Consider the following 19,101-nt stretch of genomic DNA (forward strand, 5'->3'; position numbering starts at 1 on the left):
TCAGACTCAACAACAAGAACTAAGGAGTGGCACGTGCTGGCGACAGCTCTGGTGTTGGTGGCGGCGCTGTTGCACGCAGCGTGGAATACGTTGATCAAGTTCAGCGCCGAGCGGCTGCTGGTGGTGGCCTGCATGGACACCGTGGCGCTGTTGTTCGTCGCGCTGGCATTCCCGTTCATCAGCCTGCCACCGCCGGAAATCTGGCCGTGGATTCTGGCGTCGGCGGCGTTCGAACTGCTCTATCGCTATCTGTTGATTCAGGCTTATCGGGTCGGCGATCTAGGGCTGGTCTATCCGTTGATGCGCGGGCTGTCGCCGCTGGTGGTGCTGGCGCTGACCCTGATCTTCGCCGGCGAAGTGCTGACCACCCAGCAGATCTTCGGGATCATGCTGATCCCGCTGGGCATGGCCTGCCTGCTCTGGCAGGGCGGCGGCGGGAAACACTTGCCGTGGTCGATGCTGCCGGTGGTTGCGCTGATCGGCTTGTGCATCGGTTGCTACACCTACATCGATGGCCAGGCCTTGCGGCGCTGGTCGCATCCGCTGGATTACCTGGTCTGGGTCACGCTGCTCAGTGCCTGGCCTTTCCCGATGCTGGCGTGGGTGGCCAAGCGTCCGGCGTTCATGCTGTTCTGGCGCGAGCAATGGAAGCTGGGACTGGCGGTCGGGTTCTGCGTGTTGTTCAGCTACGCTCTGGTGCTGTGGGCGATGCAGTTGGGCTCGATTGCCGAAGCGGCGGCGTTGCGTGAAATCAGCGTGATCCTGGTTGTGCTGTTCGGCATGCGTTACCTGAAAGAACCTTTCGGCCGGCCGCGGCTCTTAGCCTGTGGGCTGGTGCTGATCGGCATGCTGGTGATGAAGTTCTGACCCGCCAACACTCTAAAAACTGAATAAGGACGGCGTTATGACGGTGGCTCTGTGGTGCGTTTTGATTGCGATTTTTCTGCCGTATCTGTGCACGGGCGTGGCCAAGGCTGTCGGTGGGTATCGGCTGAGTGACAATCACGATCCCCGGGACTTTCTCGAAAGCCTGAACGGCGTGGCGCGGCGTGCCCATGCGGCACAGCTGAACAGTTTTGAAGTGACGCCGGCGTTTGCGGCGGCGGTGATCGTTGCGCATTTGGTGGGCACGGCAGAGCTGGTGACGGTCAATGTGCTGGCGGTGCTGTTTATCACCAGTCGCCTGCTCTACATCATTTGCTATCTGGCGGACTGGGCGATTCTACGGTCGCTGGTGTGGTTTGTCGGGATGGGGCTGATTGCCAGTTTCTTCTTCGTTTCGGTCTGAACCTGAAAAGATCGCAGGCTGACGACGCCTGCGATCTTTTGCGTTGTGCTTACGGCTTGTCGGCCACCTGCGGTACTTGCGGCAACGCCGCCCCTTTCGGCCAAAGCATCCAGATCTGCCCCTGCTGTTTCATGTCGCCGGCCAGTTGCCCGGCGGCTTCGCCGGTGCCCCAGAACAGATCCGCACGAACTTCGCCGGCAATCGCGCCGCCGGTGTCTTGCGCAGCGACCGGGCGTACCAGCGCCGTGCCGTCCGGGCGAGTGGTCGACAGCCACAACAGGCTGCCCAGCGGAATCACTTTGCGATCCACTGCCGCGCTGTAACCGGCGGTCAGCGGCACATTCAGTGAGCCGCGCGGGCCTTCGTTGCTGTCCGGGTTGCGGGTGAAGAACACGTAGCTCGGGTTGCTCGCCAGCAGTTCCGGAATGCGCGACGGGTTGGCCTTGGCCCAGTTGCTGATCGCACCCATGGTCACTTCTTCTTTTTTCAGCTCGCCCTGTTCCACCAGCCAGCGACCGATCGGCCGGTACGGATGACCGTTCTGGTCGGCGTAGGCGATACGCAGCTGGCGGCCGTCATCGGTCTGGATCCGCCCCGAACCCTGAATCTGCAGGAATTGCAGGTTCATCGGGTCGGTCAGCCACGCCACGACCGGCGCCTTGACGCCCTGGCTCTCGATGGTCGCCGCGTCGTCGTAAGGTTTGAGCACGCGACCTTCGAGGCGGCCGCGCAGACGTTTGCCTTTCAGTTCCGGGTAAATGCTGTCCAGCGAGACAATGATCATGTCTTCGGGCACGCCATACACCGGCACGTTGGCGGTGGCGGTTTGCGTCAGGCTGCCGGGATAGACCGGTTCGTAATAGCCGGTGATCAGACCGTTGGGGTTGTCGTTCTCGGCGCGCAGGCCGAACACGTCGAGGTTCTGCTTGAGGAACGTGCGAATGTCGCCGGCTTTTTGCGGCACGTTGGCAGCTGCCGCGCAGGTTGCACCCCAGACCGGGTCTGCCTTGAGCCGGGTGCAGGCGCTGCGCCAGGAACCGAAACCGGCCACCAGATCGCTATCGGACACTGCCGGCAGGGCTTCCCAGGTGGCGCTGGAATACGTGGCCAGGGCGTGGGTTTTCGGCTTGGCGCTGTCGCCACCGGTGCAGCCGGCGAGGATCGCCAGCAACGGGAGGGTGACGATGAGCGGATGACGCCAGGCCTTGAAACGGCTATTCATGGAGAATTTCCTGTGCCGGTTGCAGAAGTGCTCCATGCGCTCAAGCAACCCTTATTGTTAATAGGGCTATTGGTGTTTGGCGGTGACCCGAGGATACTGGCCGCCGATTTCCGTGACCTGAAGCCACCATGACTCTTAAAAGAATTTCTGTTGTATTGCTGGCCTGTCTGACCTTGTCCGCCTGTGGCGGTGTCGACCCGAATTCCCCGCTGGGTCAGCGCAAGGCGATCTTCAAGCAGATGCTCAAGACCGGCGAAGACCTGGGCGGCATGCTGCGCGGACGCATCGCCTTCGACGGGCCGAAATTTGCGGAAGGTGCGGTCAAGCTCGATGCGTTGTCCCATGAGCCGTGGAAACATTTCCCGCAGGTGCGCGAAGAAGATCACACCAGCGCCAAGGACGATGTCTGGCAGAAACAGGCCCGCTTCCAGGAAATGGCCCGCACCCTTGAAGCGGCCACCGGTGAACTGGTGATCGCCAGCAAGGTTCAACCCTACAAGGCCAGCAACCTGGGGCCGGCCGTGCAGAAAGTCGAAGATGCCTGCAGTGCCTGCCATAAAGAGTTTCGCGACCACTGATGTTCAAGGGATCACAGCCTTTTGGTCGTGATCCCCGACTTTCTTACTTGTCGAGTTCGTCCAGCGCGTCCTGCAATTCCTTGCGCGATTCGGCGAGCTTGTTCTTGCGCTTGTCGATCTTTTCCGGATCGCCTTTCTTCATGGCCTTGTCCAGATCGGCCTGACGCTTGCTCACTTCGTGCTTGGCGTCGAGCACCTTGTTTTCGCGTTCTTTCTTCAGGCCGGCGTCGGTGCAGTGTTCGGTGACTTCGCGCAGGGCGGTTTCGAGGCCGGCCTGCTGGTCGGCGTTGCCGCGGGACTTGGCCTGTTCGATCTGGTTGATGATGCCCTGCTTCTTGGCGGCACAACCGGTCAGGCCCGGCGCGTCTTCGTCGGCCATCACGGGGGCGGCGAGGACTGCGCAGAAAGACAGCAGGGCAAGCGGTGCGAGAAATTTCATAAAAGCTCCATGTGCAAAGGCAATCGGTCGGTGAAGCACTGCGCTGTTGGAGCGCTCCGGCGGACATTGGGTTCCCGGCGGGCCGGGGATTGCGTGTTCAGAAGCCGTCGACGCCGGCGGCTTGCAGGGTTTCACTCAGGGCCAGTACCTGCGGGTCGCGAAAAAAGGCGCTCAATTGCGCCGCGCGGCCCGGGCCGATTCCGGCTTCTGCCTGCCATTGTTCGGTGTTGCGTTGTGCCAGCGCCTGCCATGAGTCGGCGAGTGTTGCCTGACCGGTCGGTGGCAATCCCAGGGCTTTGAGCCACTGCAGGAACGGCCGTTGGCGGGCGCTGTGAAAACTGTGCAGCAGGCGGGCACTGCTGCGCTCGCCGAGACCGGCAATGTTAGCAAGCTCCGGCCCGTCGAGGGTCAACCAATCCAGCAGGCTGTTCAGGCGGCCTGTTTCCAGAAGTTTCTCCCAGGTGCCGCGACCGACATGCGACATGGCCAGTCCCTGCTTGCCGCTGAGCCAGGTCAGGCGCGCGAGGAACTGGCTTTCGCAGCCCGGCGTCGGTTGCCAGCAGCTCAGGGCGTGAAAGTCGCGGGCGAGCGGAACGTTCAGATCCACGCGTTCAGTGCTGCGCAATACCACGCTGTCGAGACGCGGAATCGTCAGCCCGGCCAGGCTGATTGCGACCTGATCGCCGGGGCGAATGTCCAGCTCCTGCCAACGCCTGAGCGAACTGACACTGACCCGTTTGATCTGCCGGTCATCGAGCATCACCGGCGACAGTTCAAGCACCGGCGTGATGCGCCCGGTGCGGCCGATCTTGAAGTTCACCTTGCGCACGTCGGCCAGCGCCTGGGCGAAAGGGTATTTCCAGGCGACAGCCCAGTAGGGCGGACGAGCCTGCCAGCGCTCGGCCGGCGGCCGCAGGCTCTGACGTAGAACCACTCCGTCCGTGGCGAATGGCAATGGCGAGCGATACCAGTGATCGCGCCAGTGTTGCGCTTCGTTCAGGCTGGCGACGGCCTGGGTGTAGGGCTCGGTGGTAGGAAAACCGAACTGCGTAAGGGCCGCGATTCGCTCCGGCAGGTCCTTCGGCCCTTGCGGCCAGTCCCAGACAAACAGCCCGATGCCGGCTGCGTGTTCCGCGTCGAGATCCTTGCGCCCCAGCAGCCCGGCCACGGTGGCCCGGGCGTTGGCGCTGCCGGCACGTGCCTGCGTATGCCCGTTCAAACGCCAATAGAGTTCGCCTTGTACCAGCAGATCCTGTGGTTGCGTCAGCTGTTGCGGAATGGCTCCGATCTTTTTTGCCGATACGGTCCAGTCCTGCCCGTGAACCCCATCCCCGCGACTGATCGCCTGATGCAATCGGCCGTCGCGATAGATCAGGGTCACCGCTACGCCATCGACTTTGGGTTGTACCCAGACATCTTTGCGGTCGTGCAACCAGGTCGCGATGTCCGCCGCATCGTGAAGTTTGTCCAGACCGGTATGCGCGATCGGGTGCGCAACCGGGCCTGATGCGGTGCGCAACGGCTCGGGCGGTGATGGAAATTTGAAGCACCGGCGCCATTGGTTCAGGCGCAGGCGTGACTGATCGTAGAGCTCATCGGCGATCACCGAGCGGCCTTCGCGATGATAGTCGTCGTCCCAGTGATCGATCTGTTGTTGCAGGGCGGCGACTTCGCTTGATGCCCGGTCGGCGGTCCAGTCGGGGCAGTCGGCAGCGAGGGCGTTGAGGTGGAAAACCGGCAGGAAAAACAAAAACAGGCGCAGTGTGGCAAGCATCGTGAGCGTCCTTGCTCAGGGAGAAACTTGAAGGCTAGGCGAGGATCCGTTCTTGAGAGAGGTGGGTGTTTTGCGAGCTGTTTCCATTCCGAATGTGATGTCGCTGATTCGGGCCTCTTCGCGAGCAAGCTCGCTCCCACAAGGTACGAATGAAAAAGCCCCGCACGGCGAACCGTGCGGGGCTTCTTGTACCGCCAGGAAAATTACAGGCCGGCAGCGGAACGCAGAGCGTCGGCGCGGTCGGTTTTTTCCCAGGTGAACGTGGAGAAGGTGTCTTCGCCAACAGTCTTGGTCTGCGGAGCGCGGCCGAAGTGGCCGTAGGCTGCGGTTTCCTGGTACATCGGGTGCAGCAGGTCGAGCATGGTGGTGATCGCGTATGGACGCAGGTCGAACACTTCGCGGACCAGTTTGATGATCTTGTCGTCGCTGATCTTGCCGGTGCCGAAGGTGTTCAGTGAGATCGAGGTAGGCTGGGCCACACCGATCGCGTAGGAAACCTGGATCTCGCAACGCTCGGCCAGGCCGGCAGCGACGATGTTCTTGGCAACGTAACGGCCAGCGTAGGCTGCCGAACGGTCAACCTTGGATGGATCTTTACCGGAGAACGCGCCGCCGCCGTGACGGGCCATGCCGCCGTAGCTGTCGACGATGATCTTGCGACCGGTCAGACCGCAGTCACCTACCGGGCCGCCAATGATGAACTGGCCGGTCGGGTTGATGTGGAACTGGGTGTCCTTGCTCAGCAGTTCGGCAGGCAGCACGTGCTTGACGATCAGCTCCATCACGCCTTCGCGCAGGTCGTTGTACGACACTTCAGGGTTGTGCTGGGTCGACAGAACCACGGCGTCGATACCGACAACCTTGCCGCCTTCGTAACGGCAGGTCACTTGCGACTTGGCGTCCGGACGCAGCCAAGGCAGCAGACCCGATTTACGGGCTTCGGCCTGACGCTGCACCAGTTGGTGCGAGAAGGTGATCGGTGCTGGCATCAGCACGTCGGTTTCGTTGCTGGCGTAGCCGAACATCAGGCCCTGGTCGCCGGCGCCCTGATCTTCAGGCTTGGCACGGTCAACACCCTGGTTGATGTCAGGGGACTGCTTGCCGATGATGTTCATCACGCCGCAGGTTGCGCCGTCGAAACCGACGTCGGAGCTGGTGTAGCCGATGTCGCAAATCACGTCACGAACGATCTGCTCCAGGTCGACCCAGGCGCTGGTGGTCACTTCACCGGCAACGATGGCCACGCCAGTCTTGACCAGGGTTTCCACTGCAACGCGTGCGTGCTTGTCCTGGGCGATGATGGCGTCCAGCACTGCATCGGAAATCTGGTCGGCGATTTTGTCCGGATGTCCTTCAGACACGGACTCGGAGGTGAAGAGGGAGTATTCGCTCATCTCGATGTTTTCCTGAATTTACCGATGGTGAGTGTCGCCAGCCGGTCGCTGAAAATGGCGGACCTGGATCTGGAAACCATTACGTAAGCCTACATAGAGGCTTTCCCCGGGAACGAGTCCCGCAGCGGTGGCCCAACGGGCCAGATCGTCCTGTTCAAACCCCAACCACAGATCACCGCAGGCCTCCCTGGCCCAACTCTGGTTGTGGCTACATAACTCTGTCACGAGCAGGCTACCGCCCGGTTGCAGCAGGCTGGCCATGTGCTTGAGCGCTTCGGCCGGCGCGGCGAAATGGTGCAACACCATGTTCAACACCACGCAATCGGCCTGAAGGCTCACGCCATTCAATGCATCGGCCAATTGCAGGCTGACGTTAGCCAGCTGTTCACGTTCACACACCTGGCGGGCCAGTTCGAGCATCGCCGCGCTGTTGTCCAGTGCGGTTACGGTGCCGAAGCGGCGGGCCAGTTCCGGCAGGAATGCACCATCGCCGGGGCCGACTTCAATGGCCGTGGCAGCGCCATTGAAGTTCAGTTTGTCGAGCAGGGCCAGCACGCTTTCACGGTACTGCGGCAGGCCGGCAATCAAATCCTGCTGGGCGCGGAACTTCTCCGCGACCCGGGCGAAAAAGTCCTGGCTGTTGGCCGCGCGTTGCCCGTGAACCTGTGCGATCCGGGTTTCCACGTCGGCCGGCAGCGCCAGATTGTCGACTTCTTCTAACAAGGCTGCGTGCAACTTGCCGCCCAGCAACTCGGTGTGGGGCAGGGCGCGGCGATAGAACACCGCATTGCCTTCGCGGCGAGTCGCCACCAGATCCGCCTGCGCCAGCACTTTAAGGTGATGGCTCATGCCGGACTGGCCGATATCGAAAATCTGCGCCAGTTCCAGTACGCCGAACGAGTCGTTGGCCAGGGCGCGCAATACATTCAGCCGCAGCGGATCGCCGCCGGCCTTGCACAGGGCCGCCAGCTCGTCGCAATCGTCATGGCGAATGGAAGGCACGCGTAGGTTCATAGGGCTGGCAGTCTAGTGACGGCCTGAAGGCATCGCAAGGTCTATATCAAAAAGTTTTGATATTGCTCGATGGATGGCGCATTCGATTGCACTTCTCACCGCCCGGTTAACTCTACAAACGAACAGCGGAAAGGTTTCACCAACCGAAACCGATGTTATCCATGGGAAAAACGCCTCCGGATGACTATCTGTCATTGCCCCGAGGCGCTCGGGTGAGGGAAAATGCCCTCCTTTTTTCCGTTTCAATCTATTCACACCCAGGAGATCAGCGATGCCTAGCCGTCGTGAGCGTGCCAACGCCATTCGTGCCCTCAGCATGGATGCCGTGCAAAAAGCCAACAGCGGCCATCCCGGTGCCCCTATGGGTATGGCAGATATCGCCGAAGTGCTTTGGCGCGACTACCTAAAGCACAACCCGAGCAATCCATCGTTCGCCGACCGTGACCGCTTCGTGCTGTCCAACGGCCACGGCTCGATGTTGATCTACTCGCTGCTGCACCTGACCGGCTACGACCTGTCGATCGACGACCTGAAGCAATTCCGTCAACTGCACAGCCGTACCCCGGGCCACCCGGAATTCGGTTACACCCCGGGCGTTGAAACCACCACCGGCCCGCTGGGTCAGGGTCTGGCCAACGCTGTGGGCTTCGCCCTGGCAGAAAAAGTACTGGGCGCGCAGTTCAACCGTCCTGGCCACAACATCGTCGACCACCACACCTACGTGTTCCTGGGTGATGGCTGCATGATGGAAGGCATTTCCCACGAAGTCGCTTCCCTGGCCGGCACTCTGGGTCTGGGCAAGCTGATCGCCTTCTACGATGACAACGGGATCTCCATCGACGGCGAAGTCGAAGGCTGGTTCACCGATGACACGCCGAAGCGCTTCGAATCGTACAACTGGCAAGTGATCCGTAACGTCGACGGTCACGACCCGGAAGAGATCAAGACCGCCATCGAGACCGCTCGCAAGAGCCCGCTGCCGACCCTGATCTGCTGCAAGACCACCATCGGTTTCGGTTCGCCGAACAAGCAAGGCAAAGAAGATTGCCACGGCGCCCCGCTGGGTGACGCGGAAATCGCCCTGACTCGTCAGGCGCTGAACTGGAACCACGGCCCGTTCGAAATCCCGGCCGACATCTATGCCGAGTGGGATGCCAAGGAAAAAGGCCGCGCCGCCGAAGCCGAGTGGGATCAGCGTTTCGCTGCCTACTCCGCCGCGTTCCCGACCGAAGCCAACGAACTGATCCGTCGCCTGAGCGGCGAGCTGCCGGCCGACTTCTCCGAGAAGGCCGATGCCTACATCGCTGAAGTCGCGGCAAAGGGCGAAACCATCGCCAGCCGTAAAGCCAGCCAGAACGCCCTGAACGCGTTCGGCCCGCTGCTGCCGGAAGTGCTGGGCGGTTCGGCTGACCTGGCCGGTTCCAACCTGACCCTGTGGAAAGGCTGCAAAGGCGTCAGCGCCGAAGACGCCAGCGGAAACTACATGTACTACGGCGTGCGCGAATTCGGCATGACCGCCATCATGAACGGCGTTGCCCTGCACGGCGGTCTGGTGCCTTACGGCGCGACTTTCCTGATGTTCATGGAATACGCCCGCAACGCGGTGCGCATGTCCGCGCTGATGAAGCAGCGTGTGATCCACGTCTACACCCACGACTCCATCGGTCTGGGCGAAGACGGCCCGACGCACCAGCCGATCGAGCAACTGACCAGCCTGCGCAGCACGCCGAACCTCGACACCTGGCGTCCAGCCGATGCCGTTGAATCGGCCGTGGCCTGGAAAAACGCTCTGGAGCGCAAGGACGGCCCGTCGGCGCTGATCTTCTCGCGTCAGAACCTGCAGCACCAAGCCCGTGATGCCGGCCAGATCGCCGACATCCGCCGTGGTGGTTATGTGCTGAAGGACTGCGCAGGCGAGCCAGAGCTGATCCTGATCGCTACCGGTTCGGAAGTCGGTCTGGCCGTTCAGGCCTACGACAAGCTGACCGAGCAAGGCCGCAAGGTGCGCGTGGTTTCCATGCCATGCACCAGCGCGTTCGACGCTCAGGACGCCAGCTACAAGCAATCGGTTCTGCCATTGCAGGTTGGCGCACGTATCGCGATCGAAGCGGCTCACGCCGACTTCTGGTTCAAGTACGTGGGTCTGGAAGGTCGCGTGATCGGCATGACCACCTACGGCGAATCGGCTCCGGCTTCGGCACTGTTCGAAGAGTTCGGCTTCACCCTGGAAAACATCCTGGGTCAGGCTGAAGAGCTGCTGGAAGACTGATCCAGAAAAGGTGTCGCCTGAACTGACGCCTTCGCGAGCAAGCTCGCTCCCACAGGGTTATGTATGACTCATGTGGGAGCGAGCTTGCTCGCGATAGCGATGGTTCAGGCGCCATCGCATCAACGGATACACCACGGTAATCGAGAACCCCATGCCTCAACCGCGTCCCTACAAAGTTGCACTCAACGGCTACGGCCGGATTGGTCGTTGCGTCTTGCGTGCGTTGTTCGAGCGAGGCTCGGCGGCAGGGTTTGAAATTGTCGCGATCAACGATCTGGCCGACATGGCCAGCATCGAATACCTGACACGCTTCGACTCCACCCACGGCCGGTTCCCCGGCGAAGTAAAGGTCGACGGCGATTGTCTGCATATTAATGGCGACTGCGTGAAGGTCCTGCGCAGTGCCACCCCCGAAGGCATCGATTGGGCGTCGCTGGGCGTCGATCTGGTGCTCGAATGCTCCGGCGCCTACCACACCCGCGCAGACGGCCAGCGTTTCCTCGACGCCGGCGCGCCGCGTGTGCTGTTTTCGCAGCCGATGGCCAGCGAGGCGGATGTCGACGCCACCATCGTTTACGGTGTCAATCAGGATTGCCTGACCGGCGACGAACTGCTGGTGTCCAACGCCTCCTGCACCACCAACTGCGGCGTGCCGCTGTTGCGTCTGCTGGATCAGGCGGTCGGCCTGGATTACGTGTCGATCACCACGATTCACTCGGCGATGAACGATCAGCCGGTGATCGACGCCTATCACCACGAAGACCTGCGCCGCACCCGTTCGGCGTTCCAGTCGGTGATCCCGGTGTCCACCGGTCTGGCGCGTGGTATCGAGCGCCTGCTGCCGGAACTTGCCGGGCGAATTCAGGCCAAAGCCGTACGCGTGCCGACGGTCAACGTGTCCTGCCTCGACATCACGATGCAGACCGCGAGCGACACCGACGCCGGCGAGGTCAACCGGATCCTGCGCGACGCCGCCACCAGCGGCCCGCTCAAAGGTCTGTTGGCCTACACCGAATTGCCTCACGCCAGTTGTGATTTCAACCATGACCCACATTCGGCCATCGTCGATGCCAGTCAGACCCGCGTTTCCGGCCCACGGCTGGTGAACATCCTGGCCTGGTTCGACAACGAATGGGGCTTTGCCAACCGAATGCTGGATGTTGCAGAACACTATCTGCAAACAGCGACTTCAAAAAAACCGTAGGAAGTGCGACCCATGACCGTGTTGAAGATGTCCGACCTCGATCTGCAAGGTAAGCGCGTATTGATCCGCGAAGACCTCAACGTCCCAGTCAAGGACGGTGTTGTCACCAGCGATGCGCGTATCCTGGCTTCGCTGCCGACCATCAAGCTGGCCCTGGAAAAAGGCGCGGCCGTGATGGTCTGCTCGCACCTGGGTCGTCCGACCGAAGGCGAATTCTCTGCCGAGAACAGCCTCAAGCCAGTCGCTGACTACCTGAGCAAGGCCCTGGGCCGCGAAGTGCCGCTGGTGGCTGATTACCTGGGCGGCGTTGACGTCAAGGCCGGCGATATCGTGCTGTTCGAAAACGTGCGCTTCAACAAGGGCGAGAAAAAGAACGCCGACGAACTGGCCCAGCAATACGCCGCCCTGTGCGACGTGTTCGTGATGGACGCTTTCGGTACCGCCCACCGCGCCGAAGGCTCGACCCACGGCGTCGCCAAGTTCGCCAAAGTCGCCGCTGCCGGCCCGCTGCTGGCTGCTGAACTCGACGCACTGGGCAAAGCCCTGGGCGCCCCGGCCAAGCCGATGGCGGCCATCGTTGCCGGTTCCAAGGTCTCGACCAAACTCGACGTGCTGAACAGCCTGAGCCAGATCTGCGATCAACTGATCGTCGGCGGCGGCATCGCCAACACCTTCCTCGCTGCGGCCGGTCACCCGGTCGGCAAGTCGCTGTACGAGCCGGACCTGCTGGACACCGCTCGCGCCATTGCCGCCAAGGTCAACGTGCCGCTGCCGGTCGACGTGGTGGTTGCCAAGGAATTCGCTGAAAGCGCCGAAGCGACCGTGAAACTGATCGCTGACGTCGCTGCCGACGACATGATCCTCGACATCGGCCCGCAAACCGCGGCCAACTTCGCCGAACTGCTGAAGTCGTCGAAAACCATCCTGTGGAACGGCCCGGTCGGCGTGTTCGAATTCGACCAGTTCGGCAACGGCACCAAAGTGCTGGCCCAGGCCATCGCGGAAAGCGCGGCGTTCTCGATTGCCGGTGGTGGCGACACCCTGGCGGCCATCGATAAATATGGCGTGGCTGAAAAGATCTCCTACATTTCCACCGGCGGTGGCGCGTTCCTCGAATTCGTCGAAGGCAAGGTGCTGCCGGCCGTTGAAGTCCTGGAAAGCCGGGCCAAGGCCTGAGGCCGCCCGATTGGCCAGGCAAAGGAGTGTTCAGATGGTCAAGTCGTTAGCGCTGTTGCTGCTGACCGGTACGCTGGCGGCCTGCGGGAGTAACCCGAAGGCCGAGCCGACACCGGCACCCGGCGAGGCCCAGAAAGGCTGCTACCAGGCCGACTGGCAGGCCGAAACCAACCCGGTGCTGAACAAGCGCTCGGGCCCGGACGGTCTGGACAAATACGAGACGCAAACCCCGGCCAAGGAACATGGTTGTCCTTGACCGGTCTGACTCTTTACTCAAGTCCGGCGGCGTGCGCTGCCGGTCGAGGAACACGGATGAAAGGCTTGATCGCCGTTGCGGCACTGGGATTGTTGGGTGGTTGCGCGCAGTGGAACCCGTTCCAGTCGTCCACCCCTGTGGATAACTGGACCACCTGGACCTGCGACAGCCAGGCCAAGGTGCTGTGGCGCTTCACCGATGCCGCCCGCAAGGAAGTCGATGTACGCCTGGGCGGCGGCGATCAGGTCTATCGCCTGAAAGAAGAGCCGGGTGCCTCGGGTGCGCTGTACAGCGATGACATGCTGGCGTTTCACATCAAAGGTGAGGAAGGCCTGGTCTACTGGGTCGCCACCAATGATCTGATCGGCCGGGGCTGCAAAGCCGAATAAAACAGAATTTGCTTTATCGAATCACCAGGCCGGGCCTCAACCCCCCGATCTGCAATCACTTGAATAGCCGCCGCCGCTCCGGCAGGCTGGCACGATTAACGACCCAAACCGGGAGAGAGACATACAATGGCACTTATCAGCATGCGCCAGATGCTGGACCACGCAGCCGAGTTCGGCTACGGCGTTCCAGCCTTCAACGTCAACAACCTTGAGCAGATGCGCGCCATCATGGAAGCCGCTGACAAGACTGACTCCCCGGTGATCGTTCAGGCTTCGGCCGGTGCCCGCAAATACGCCGGTGCCCCGTTCCTGCGTCACCTGATCCTGGCGGCAATCGAAGAATTCCCGCACATCCCGGTGTGCATGCACCAGGACCACGGCACCAGCCCTGACGTCTGCCAGCGCTCGATCCAGCTGGGCTTCAGCTCGGTGATGATGGACGGCTCCCTCGGCGAAGACGGCAAGACCCCGACCGACTACGAATACAACGTCCGCGTGACCCAACAAACCGTCGCCATGGCTCACGCCTGTGGCGTTTCGGTTGAAGGCGAGCTGGGCTGCCTGGGTTCGCTGGAAACCGGCATGGCCGGTGAAGAAGACGGCATCGGCGCCGAAGGCGTTCTGGATCACAGCCAGATGCTGACCGACCCGGAAGAAGCTGCTGACTTCGTCAAGAAGACTCAGGTTGATGCCCTGGCCATCGCCATCGGCACCAGCCACGGCGCCTACAAGTTCACCAAGCCACCTACCGGTGACGTGCTGGCGATCGACCGCATCAAGGAAATCCACAAACGCATCCCGAATACCCACCTGGTGATGCACGGTTCCTCGTCGGTGCCACAAGAGTGGCTGGCGATCATCAACCAGTACGGCGGCGACATCAAAGAAACCTACGGCGTACCGGTTGAAGAAATCGTCGAAGGCATCAAGCACGGCGTGCGCAAGGTCAACATCGACACCGACCTGCGTCTGGCATCCACCGGCGCCATGCGTCGCCTGATGGCCACCAACCCGAGCGAATTCGACCCGCGTAAATTCTTCGGCGAAACCGTGAAGGCCATGCGCGATGTATGTATCGCTCGTTACGAAGCTTTCGGTACTGCCGGCAACGCTTCGAAGATCAAGCCGATCTCGCTGGAAAGCATGTATCAGCGTTATCTGAAAGGTGAGTTGAACGCCAAGGTCAATTGAGACTGGGTGTTTAGCTGAGTTGAAAGAAACCCGCCGTGAGGCGGGTTTTTTTTGAGCCGATTTTGTCGGATGAACGAGGGTTCCTAGTTCGGCTCGACGTGATCCAGCGCCTGATTTACCGCCAGTTCTCCAAGCATCACCAGTTGCGCGATGCCTATCGCGGTTTTGCGGTCGGCGGGGGCGAGGGTGGCGGCGAAGTTGTTGAGCATTTCGCTGGCGGAGCCGAGGGTTTCGCTGGCGTTGGCCAGCAGGGATTCGGTGTTGTAGGCGGGGTTGGCGAAGTACATGCGGTCGGGTTCGTTGACCGTGGCCATGATGCGGGCGCCGGGGCAGAGGTAGTGGTCGAGGGCGCGTTCGGCGGCTTCGTTGAGTTTTTTGGGGTCGATGGAATCGTAGGGGGAGGCCGGGTCTGTGACCGGCGGATGAGGCGTCGATTGAATCATGTTTCGTCTCCGGGAAATGGAGCCGACACCGGATCGCTACTAAACGATGGGGTGGCAGCTGAACGCAGGTTAGTAGACCGGGGAGACGCGAACCGGCGCGCCCGAAAGCGCCCTGCGTACAGCTACCATCAAGCGCAGATATCGAGATATCTCACTTTCTGGAGTGCAAATACGCCTCGCGAACCCTCGGGCTACTAAACCCGATCACTGCGAATCAGTGACCCGAATCAAGTTACCGACGGCCCTCCAGGCGCACAAGCCGGCGGATTCTGGCGTACCGGTAGGCAGCGACGCAAGCCGTTGTAGTCTTCGAGACGTTACGCACACTGCCTTTAAACAGAAGCCTTAAACGAACGCATCGCGGCTATTTATCGTGATCGATATCCAGCTTGCTGAACGTTACCTGCCCACCTTCACTCGTGTATCCAGTGTTGTCCTGCACATACACGCCCGCCTTGAAATACAGCGGTTTGTTGCGCCACGTCGCGCTGATCTGCGAATCCCACTGATACCCGGCCGCACTCACACCTAGTGCGCCGCCGGGGCTCAGGTGAATGAGGTAGTTGAATTCGCGATTGAGTTTGATCCCGGTGGCGAGGGTGATGACGCGGCTTTCGTCCTGATCCGGATGGGTGCGCAGTTTGATCACCAGGTTGCCGGTCTCGGTTTTGTCTTTGTACTGGTACTCAAGCTTGAGCATCGGCTTCTGGCTTTCATAGGCGTGGATCTGGCCGATGACGATCTTGCCGGAACTGGGCACCTTGTTGACCGAGAGGGTCGCGCGCAGCAGGTTGTCGGCGTCGGGGTAGTACCAGTTGCGCAGGGTGCCGTTGCTCCAGGTTTCGCGCAGTTCGGTGCGGGGGTAGATGGCGTTTTCGGTTTTCGAGCCGGTCACCGGGGACCAGAAGAACAGGGTGCCGGTGTCGGAATGGAAGTACTGATCCTTGAAGCCGTTCACCAGTTTGGAGGTTTCGACGGTGTAGGGCGGGCTGCCAACGGGAACGCTGAGGTTCCAGGTTGCGAGGTCGATCATGTCGGTTCTTCCACTCTGTTGCTGTTGCACGCGCGTGCCAGAAGCTCTAGCCCGCGGTTCTTGGGGCGGCCTTTATAAGCGTAGAGGGATTTTTTGTTAACGGCCGTCTGGCGGATGATTGGCGTCAACATCCTGTCGAAATGCCATCTTTCCCGGTTTTCGGGGGCTTCAGCGGTGACCGTTAGTCGGCTACTTACCGGTTTGGTTAAATGATGGCTTGGTGACAGCTACTGCTTTTACAGATCCCGGACTAGAGTGAAGGCTCAGTGACTGTACGGTTTTCACGAGAAACCGCCCGGAACACTGATCCGAGATGCCCCGACACGAGATGTCCCGACAAGAGAAGCAGCATGGAATGCGCGCAACCCCAGCCAGGTGAAGGCAGCTCAGTCCTTTTGATCGTTGATGATTACCCTGAAAATCTGATCAGCATGCGCGCGTTGCTGCAGCGCCAGGACTGGCAGGTGATGACTGCAGCTTCCGGTTTCGAAGCCCTCAGCCTGCTGCTCGAACACGACGTCGATCTGGTGCTGCTGGATGTGCAGATGCCGGGCATGGACGGTTTCGAAGTCGCGCGGCTGATGCGCGGGAGTCAGCGCACGCGCCTGACCCCGATCATTTTCCTCACCGCCAACGAGCAGTCCCAGGATGCCGTGATCAAAGGCTACGCCAGCGGTGCGGTGGATTACCTGTTCAAACCCTTCGATCCGCAGATTCTCAAGCCCAAAGTCCAGGCGTTGCTGGAGCACCAGCGCAATCGCCGGGCGTTGCAGCGCTTGAGTCAGGATCTGGAATCGGCGCGGGCCTTCAATGCGTCGGTGCTGGATAACGCCGCCGAAGGGATTCTGGTATTGGCCGAGGATGGCTTGATTCGCTTCGCCAACCCGGCGATTTCCCGGCTGCTGAATGCGCCGGTGAAGGAACTGGAAGGGCAGGAGTTTCTCGATTTCCTGCAGAAACCGCACATTCCGCTGTGGGCCGATTCCGAGTTTTATGCCAGTTACAAACGCGGCGAGACGTTGCGCTTACACGACGCGTTGCTGCGTACCGCGCCGGGCCAGCAAGTGCCGGTGGCCCTGTCTTGCGCGCCGCTGCCGAGCGAACAGCACGCGATGGTGGTGACGGTGCTGGACATGTCGGTGGTGCGTCATCTGCATCAGCAGCTGGAATTTCAGGCGGTCACCGACCCGCTGACCGGGCTGCTCAATCGCCGGGGTTTTTACCAGACTGTGGAAAACCTCCTGCTGCGCGGCGAGCGCACGGACAGCAGCTGGGTGCTGATGTACCTCGATCTCGACGGCTTCAAGAGGGTCAACGATTCCCTCGGCCATGATGCCGGGGACCGAGTGTTGCGCTGGGTCTCCGAACAACTGAAGGCCTGCCTGCGGCCGTTCGACATTCTGGCGCGGATGGGCGGCGATGAATTCACTGCGCTGCTGGATCTGGAATTCCCCGAACAAGCGGCGAAGATTGCTGAAAAACTCATCGAACGGGTGTCGATCTGTCAGCAGATCGAAGGCCTCGATATCGCTCTGGGCGCGAGTATCGGCATCGCCACCTACCCGGATTGCGGCAACAACCTCGACGGTTTGATGCGCGCCTCGGACATCGCCATGTACGAAGCCAAGCGTGCCGGGCGTCAGCAATATCGCTTCTACGATCATGAAATGAACGGCCGCGCGCGCTCACGGCTGATGCTGGAAGAGAGCGTGCGCAACGCCATCGAGAACCGCGATTTCAATCTGGTGTATCAGCCGCAAGTGGCGATTGGCGACGGCCGGATTCGTGGTTTCGAGGCCCTGCTGCGCTGGCAACACCCGAGCGTCGGTGACGTACCTCCGGGGCTGTTCCTGCCGTTGCTGGAGGAGGCAACGTTGATCAGTAGGCTCGGCAGCTGGATCTATCACCGCAGTGCCGGGCAGCGTAAGGCCTGGGAGTCCGAGTTCTCCAGGGATCTGGTGATCGGCGTGAGCCTGAGCAACACCCAGTTCGGCCTGCCTAATCTGGTCACCGAATTGCGTCAGGTGCTGGAGCGCCATGGTTTGCAGCCGCACCAGATGGAAGTGGAAGTCACCGAGGAGGCGCTGACGATCAATCCGGATGAAACCCGCAAACAACTGAAGTTACTGCGCAATCTCGGGGTGCGGGTGGCGCTGGACGATTTCGGTTCCGGGTCCTGCTCGCTGTCGCATCTGCGCGATCTGGAGCTGGACACCCTCAAGCTCGATCGTCACCTGATCGCCCGATTGCCGGACTCGTCCCGCGATGCTTCCCTGGTGCGCACGGTCATCGACCTATGCAAGGAATACGGCTTGCTGGTGATTGCCGAAGGCGTGGAAACCGTCGAGCAATACCAGTGGCTGCAAGCCCATGGTTGCGAGTACGTGCAAGGCTTCCTGGTGGCGCGGCCGTTGGTCGCCGAGGACACCGCACGCTTTACCGAGCCGTTCGACTGGAGCGCGTTGGCCGGTTGAATTCGCTACACTGGCGGCCTTTTCATGACCCGTGCCGCCCCATGACTGCGTTGAAATACCTCCAGGCCTATCCCGCGAATCTGCAGGATCAGGTGCGCCAATTGATCGCCGACAACCGCCTCGGTGATTACCTGAGCCAACGCTATCCGGGCCGCCACGATGTGCAGAGCGACAAGGCGTTGTACGGCTACGCGCTGGACTTGAAGCAGGAATACCTGCGCAACGCCCCGGCCATCGACAAGGTCCTGTTCGACAACCGCCTCGACCTGACCCATCGCGCCCTCGGCCTGCACACCACGGTGTCGCGGGTGCAGGGCGGCAAGCTCAAGGCCAAGAAAGAGATCCGCATCGCCTCGCTGTTCAAGGACGCCGCGCCGGAGTTTCTGAAGATGATCGTCGTGCACGAGCTGGCGCACTTCAAGGAGTCGGATCACAACAAGGCGTTCTATAAGTTATGTGAGCACATGCTGCCGGGCTACCACCAGGTCGAGTTCGACCTGCGGGTGTACCTGACGTGGCGGGACATGCAATAAGACATCAAACAACGGAGCGCATGCATGGACGTAAGCAAGACCAAGAGCAGTTTCTACCGGCGCTTATATGTGGCGTACCTGATCGACAGCGGCCTGGCGAGCAGCGTGCCGGCGCTGACCGAGGTCACCGGCATGCCCCGGCGCACGGCGCAGGACACGATTGCGGCGCTGGCGGATCTGGATATCGTTTGCGAGTTTGAACAGGAAGAGGGCGCGCGCAATCATGCGGGGCGTTATCGGATTCGCGAGTGGGGGGCGATTGATCGGGGGTGGATCGAGCGGAATTTGCGGCAGATAAAAGCGGTTTTGGAATATCCCTGAGTTGGGTGTTCGCCTCTGGATCGTTGCCCTCACTGTAGAGACCGGTACATCCTTTACACATTAGACCGGGGACATCGTTTACACCTTTTACAGGCTTGATACG

The 19,101-nt window shown here is 61.1% G+C and carries 19 protein-coding genes; 12 read left to right on the forward strand and 7 right to left on the reverse strand.

Annotation, left to right across the window (positions count from 1 at the left end; genetic code table 11):
- The first annotated feature begins 33 nt into the window (after positions 1 to 33).
- Both AC1Q9F_RS22000 and AC1Q9F_RS22005 read left to right on the forward strand, forming a co-directional pair.
- Positions 34 to 867, forward strand: coding sequence for an EamA family transporter (locus tag AC1Q9F_RS22000; RefSeq protein WP_258712485.1), 834 nt, complete (start codon positions 34 to 36; stop codon positions 865 to 867).
- A gap of 37 nt (positions 868 to 904) precedes the next feature.
- On the forward strand, positions 905 to 1,288 hold the full coding sequence (locus AC1Q9F_RS22005) for an MAPEG family protein (protein ID WP_007959694.1): 384 nt from the start codon (positions 905 to 907) through the stop codon (positions 1,286 to 1,288).
- A gap of 49 nt (positions 1,289 to 1,337) precedes the next feature.
- Here the strand turns inward: AC1Q9F_RS22005 and mltA are convergent, their stop codons facing one another.
- Complete coding sequence (gene mltA / locus AC1Q9F_RS22010) at positions 1,338 to 2,510, reverse strand: murein transglycosylase A (RefSeq protein ID WP_492620968.1); 1,173 nt, start codon at positions 2,508 to 2,510, stop codon at positions 1,338 to 1,340.
- A 128-nt stretch (positions 2,511 to 2,638) separates the two neighbouring features.
- Between mltA and AC1Q9F_RS22015 the strand changes: the two genes are divergently transcribed.
- Positions 2,639 to 3,088, forward strand: coding sequence for a c-type cytochrome (locus tag AC1Q9F_RS22015; RefSeq protein WP_007959696.1), 450 nt, complete (start codon positions 2,639 to 2,641; stop codon positions 3,086 to 3,088).
- A gap of 43 nt (positions 3,089 to 3,131) precedes the next feature.
- Here AC1Q9F_RS22015 and AC1Q9F_RS22020 read toward each other — a convergent pair whose 3' ends face one another.
- The 4 genes from AC1Q9F_RS22020 to AC1Q9F_RS22035 all read right to left on the reverse strand — a co-directional run bounded on the left by AC1Q9F_RS22020 (position 3,132) and on the right by AC1Q9F_RS22035 (position 7,709).
- On the reverse strand, positions 3,132 to 3,527 hold the full coding sequence (locus tag AC1Q9F_RS22020; RefSeq protein ID WP_007959697.1) for a DUF1090 domain-containing protein: 396 nt from the start codon (positions 3,525 to 3,527) through the stop codon (positions 3,132 to 3,134).
- A 97-nt stretch (positions 3,528 to 3,624) separates the two neighbouring features.
- The gene (gene ligB, locus AC1Q9F_RS22025; protein WP_492620969.1) at positions 3,625 to 5,301 is read right to left on the reverse strand and encodes an NAD-dependent DNA ligase LigB; all 1,677 of its coding nucleotides are present in this window, start codon (positions 5,299 to 5,301) and stop codon (positions 3,625 to 3,627) included.
- 203 nt (positions 5,302 to 5,504) lie between these two features.
- Complete coding sequence (gene metK, locus AC1Q9F_RS22030) at positions 5,505 to 6,695, reverse strand: methionine adenosyltransferase (RefSeq protein ID WP_011336330.1); 1,191 nt, start codon at positions 6,693 to 6,695, stop codon at positions 5,505 to 5,507.
- Positions 6,696 to 6,713: 18 nt separating this feature from the next.
- Positions 6,714 to 7,709: an ArsR/SmtB family transcription factor gene (locus AC1Q9F_RS22035; RefSeq protein WP_007959700.1), complete on the reverse strand. Its 996-nt coding sequence runs from the start codon at positions 7,707 to 7,709 to the stop codon at positions 6,714 to 6,716.
- Positions 7,710 to 7,980: 271 nt separating this feature from the next.
- Between AC1Q9F_RS22035 and tkt the strand changes: the two genes are divergently transcribed.
- The 6 genes from tkt (at position 7,981) to fba (ending at position 14,194) form a co-directional block, all read left to right on the forward strand.
- Positions 7,981 to 9,978 (forward strand): transketolase, encoded by a 1,998-nt coding sequence (tkt, locus tag AC1Q9F_RS22040; RefSeq protein ID WP_492620970.1) that lies wholly within the window; start codon positions 7,981 to 7,983, stop codon positions 9,976 to 9,978.
- Positions 9,979 to 10,129: 151 nt separating this feature from the next.
- Positions 10,130 to 11,182, forward strand: coding sequence for an erythrose-4-phosphate dehydrogenase (epd, locus tag AC1Q9F_RS22045; RefSeq protein ID WP_007959703.1), 1,053 nt, complete (start codon positions 10,130 to 10,132; stop codon positions 11,180 to 11,182).
- Positions 11,183 to 11,194: 12 nt separating this feature from the next.
- Positions 11,195 to 12,358, forward strand: coding sequence for a phosphoglycerate kinase (locus AC1Q9F_RS22050; protein WP_492620971.1), 1,164 nt, complete (start codon positions 11,195 to 11,197; stop codon positions 12,356 to 12,358).
- Between the two features lie 34 nt (positions 12,359 to 12,392).
- Positions 12,393 to 12,614, forward strand: coding sequence for a hypothetical protein (locus AC1Q9F_RS22055; protein WP_007959706.1), 222 nt, complete (start codon positions 12,393 to 12,395; stop codon positions 12,612 to 12,614).
- 56 nt (positions 12,615 to 12,670) lie between these two features.
- Positions 12,671 to 13,003, forward strand: a complete 333-nt coding sequence (locus AC1Q9F_RS22060; RefSeq protein ID WP_207984193.1) for an MliC family protein — start codon at positions 12,671 to 12,673, stop codon at positions 13,001 to 13,003.
- A 126-nt stretch (positions 13,004 to 13,129) separates the two neighbouring features.
- Entirely contained in the window at positions 13,130 to 14,194 is a 1,065-nt protein-coding gene (gene fba, locus AC1Q9F_RS22065) for a class II fructose-bisphosphate aldolase (RefSeq protein ID WP_007959708.1), read from the forward strand.
- Between the two features lie 83 nt (positions 14,195 to 14,277).
- Here fba and AC1Q9F_RS22070 read toward each other — a convergent pair whose 3' ends face one another.
- A complete protein-coding gene (locus AC1Q9F_RS22070) occupies positions 14,278 to 14,637 on the reverse strand; it encodes a DUF6124 family protein (protein WP_492620972.1) in 360 nt (119 codons plus the stop codon).
- A 364-nt stretch (positions 14,638 to 15,001) separates the two neighbouring features.
- Positions 15,002 to 15,670: a polysaccharide lyase family 7 protein gene (locus tag AC1Q9F_RS22075; protein ID WP_197867255.1), complete on the reverse strand. Its 669-nt coding sequence runs from the start codon at positions 15,668 to 15,670 to the stop codon at positions 15,002 to 15,004.
- 350 nt (positions 15,671 to 16,020) lie between these two features.
- Here AC1Q9F_RS22075 and AC1Q9F_RS22080 point away from each other — a divergent pair, with 350 nt between their 5' ends.
- Genes AC1Q9F_RS22080 through AC1Q9F_RS22090 form a run of 3 tightly spaced genes read left to right on the forward strand, consistent with a single transcriptional unit; the run spans position 16,021 to position 18,998 of the window.
- Positions 16,021 to 18,144 (forward strand): putative bifunctional diguanylate cyclase/phosphodiesterase, encoded by a 2,124-nt coding sequence (locus AC1Q9F_RS22080; RefSeq protein WP_492620973.1) that lies wholly within the window; start codon positions 16,021 to 16,023, stop codon positions 18,142 to 18,144.
- Positions 18,145 to 18,185: 41 nt separating this feature from the next.
- Complete coding sequence (locus AC1Q9F_RS22085; protein ID WP_007959720.1) at positions 18,186 to 18,677, forward strand: M48 metallopeptidase family protein; 492 nt, start codon at positions 18,186 to 18,188, stop codon at positions 18,675 to 18,677.
- 24 nt (positions 18,678 to 18,701) lie between these two features.
- On the forward strand, positions 18,702 to 18,998 hold the full coding sequence (locus AC1Q9F_RS22090) for a winged helix-turn-helix domain-containing protein (RefSeq protein WP_007894945.1): 297 nt from the start codon (positions 18,702 to 18,704) through the stop codon (positions 18,996 to 18,998).
- Positions 18,999 to 19,101: the final 103 nt, after the last annotated feature.

Source organism: Pseudomonas sp. GW823-FHT04A03 (assembly GCF_058796615.1).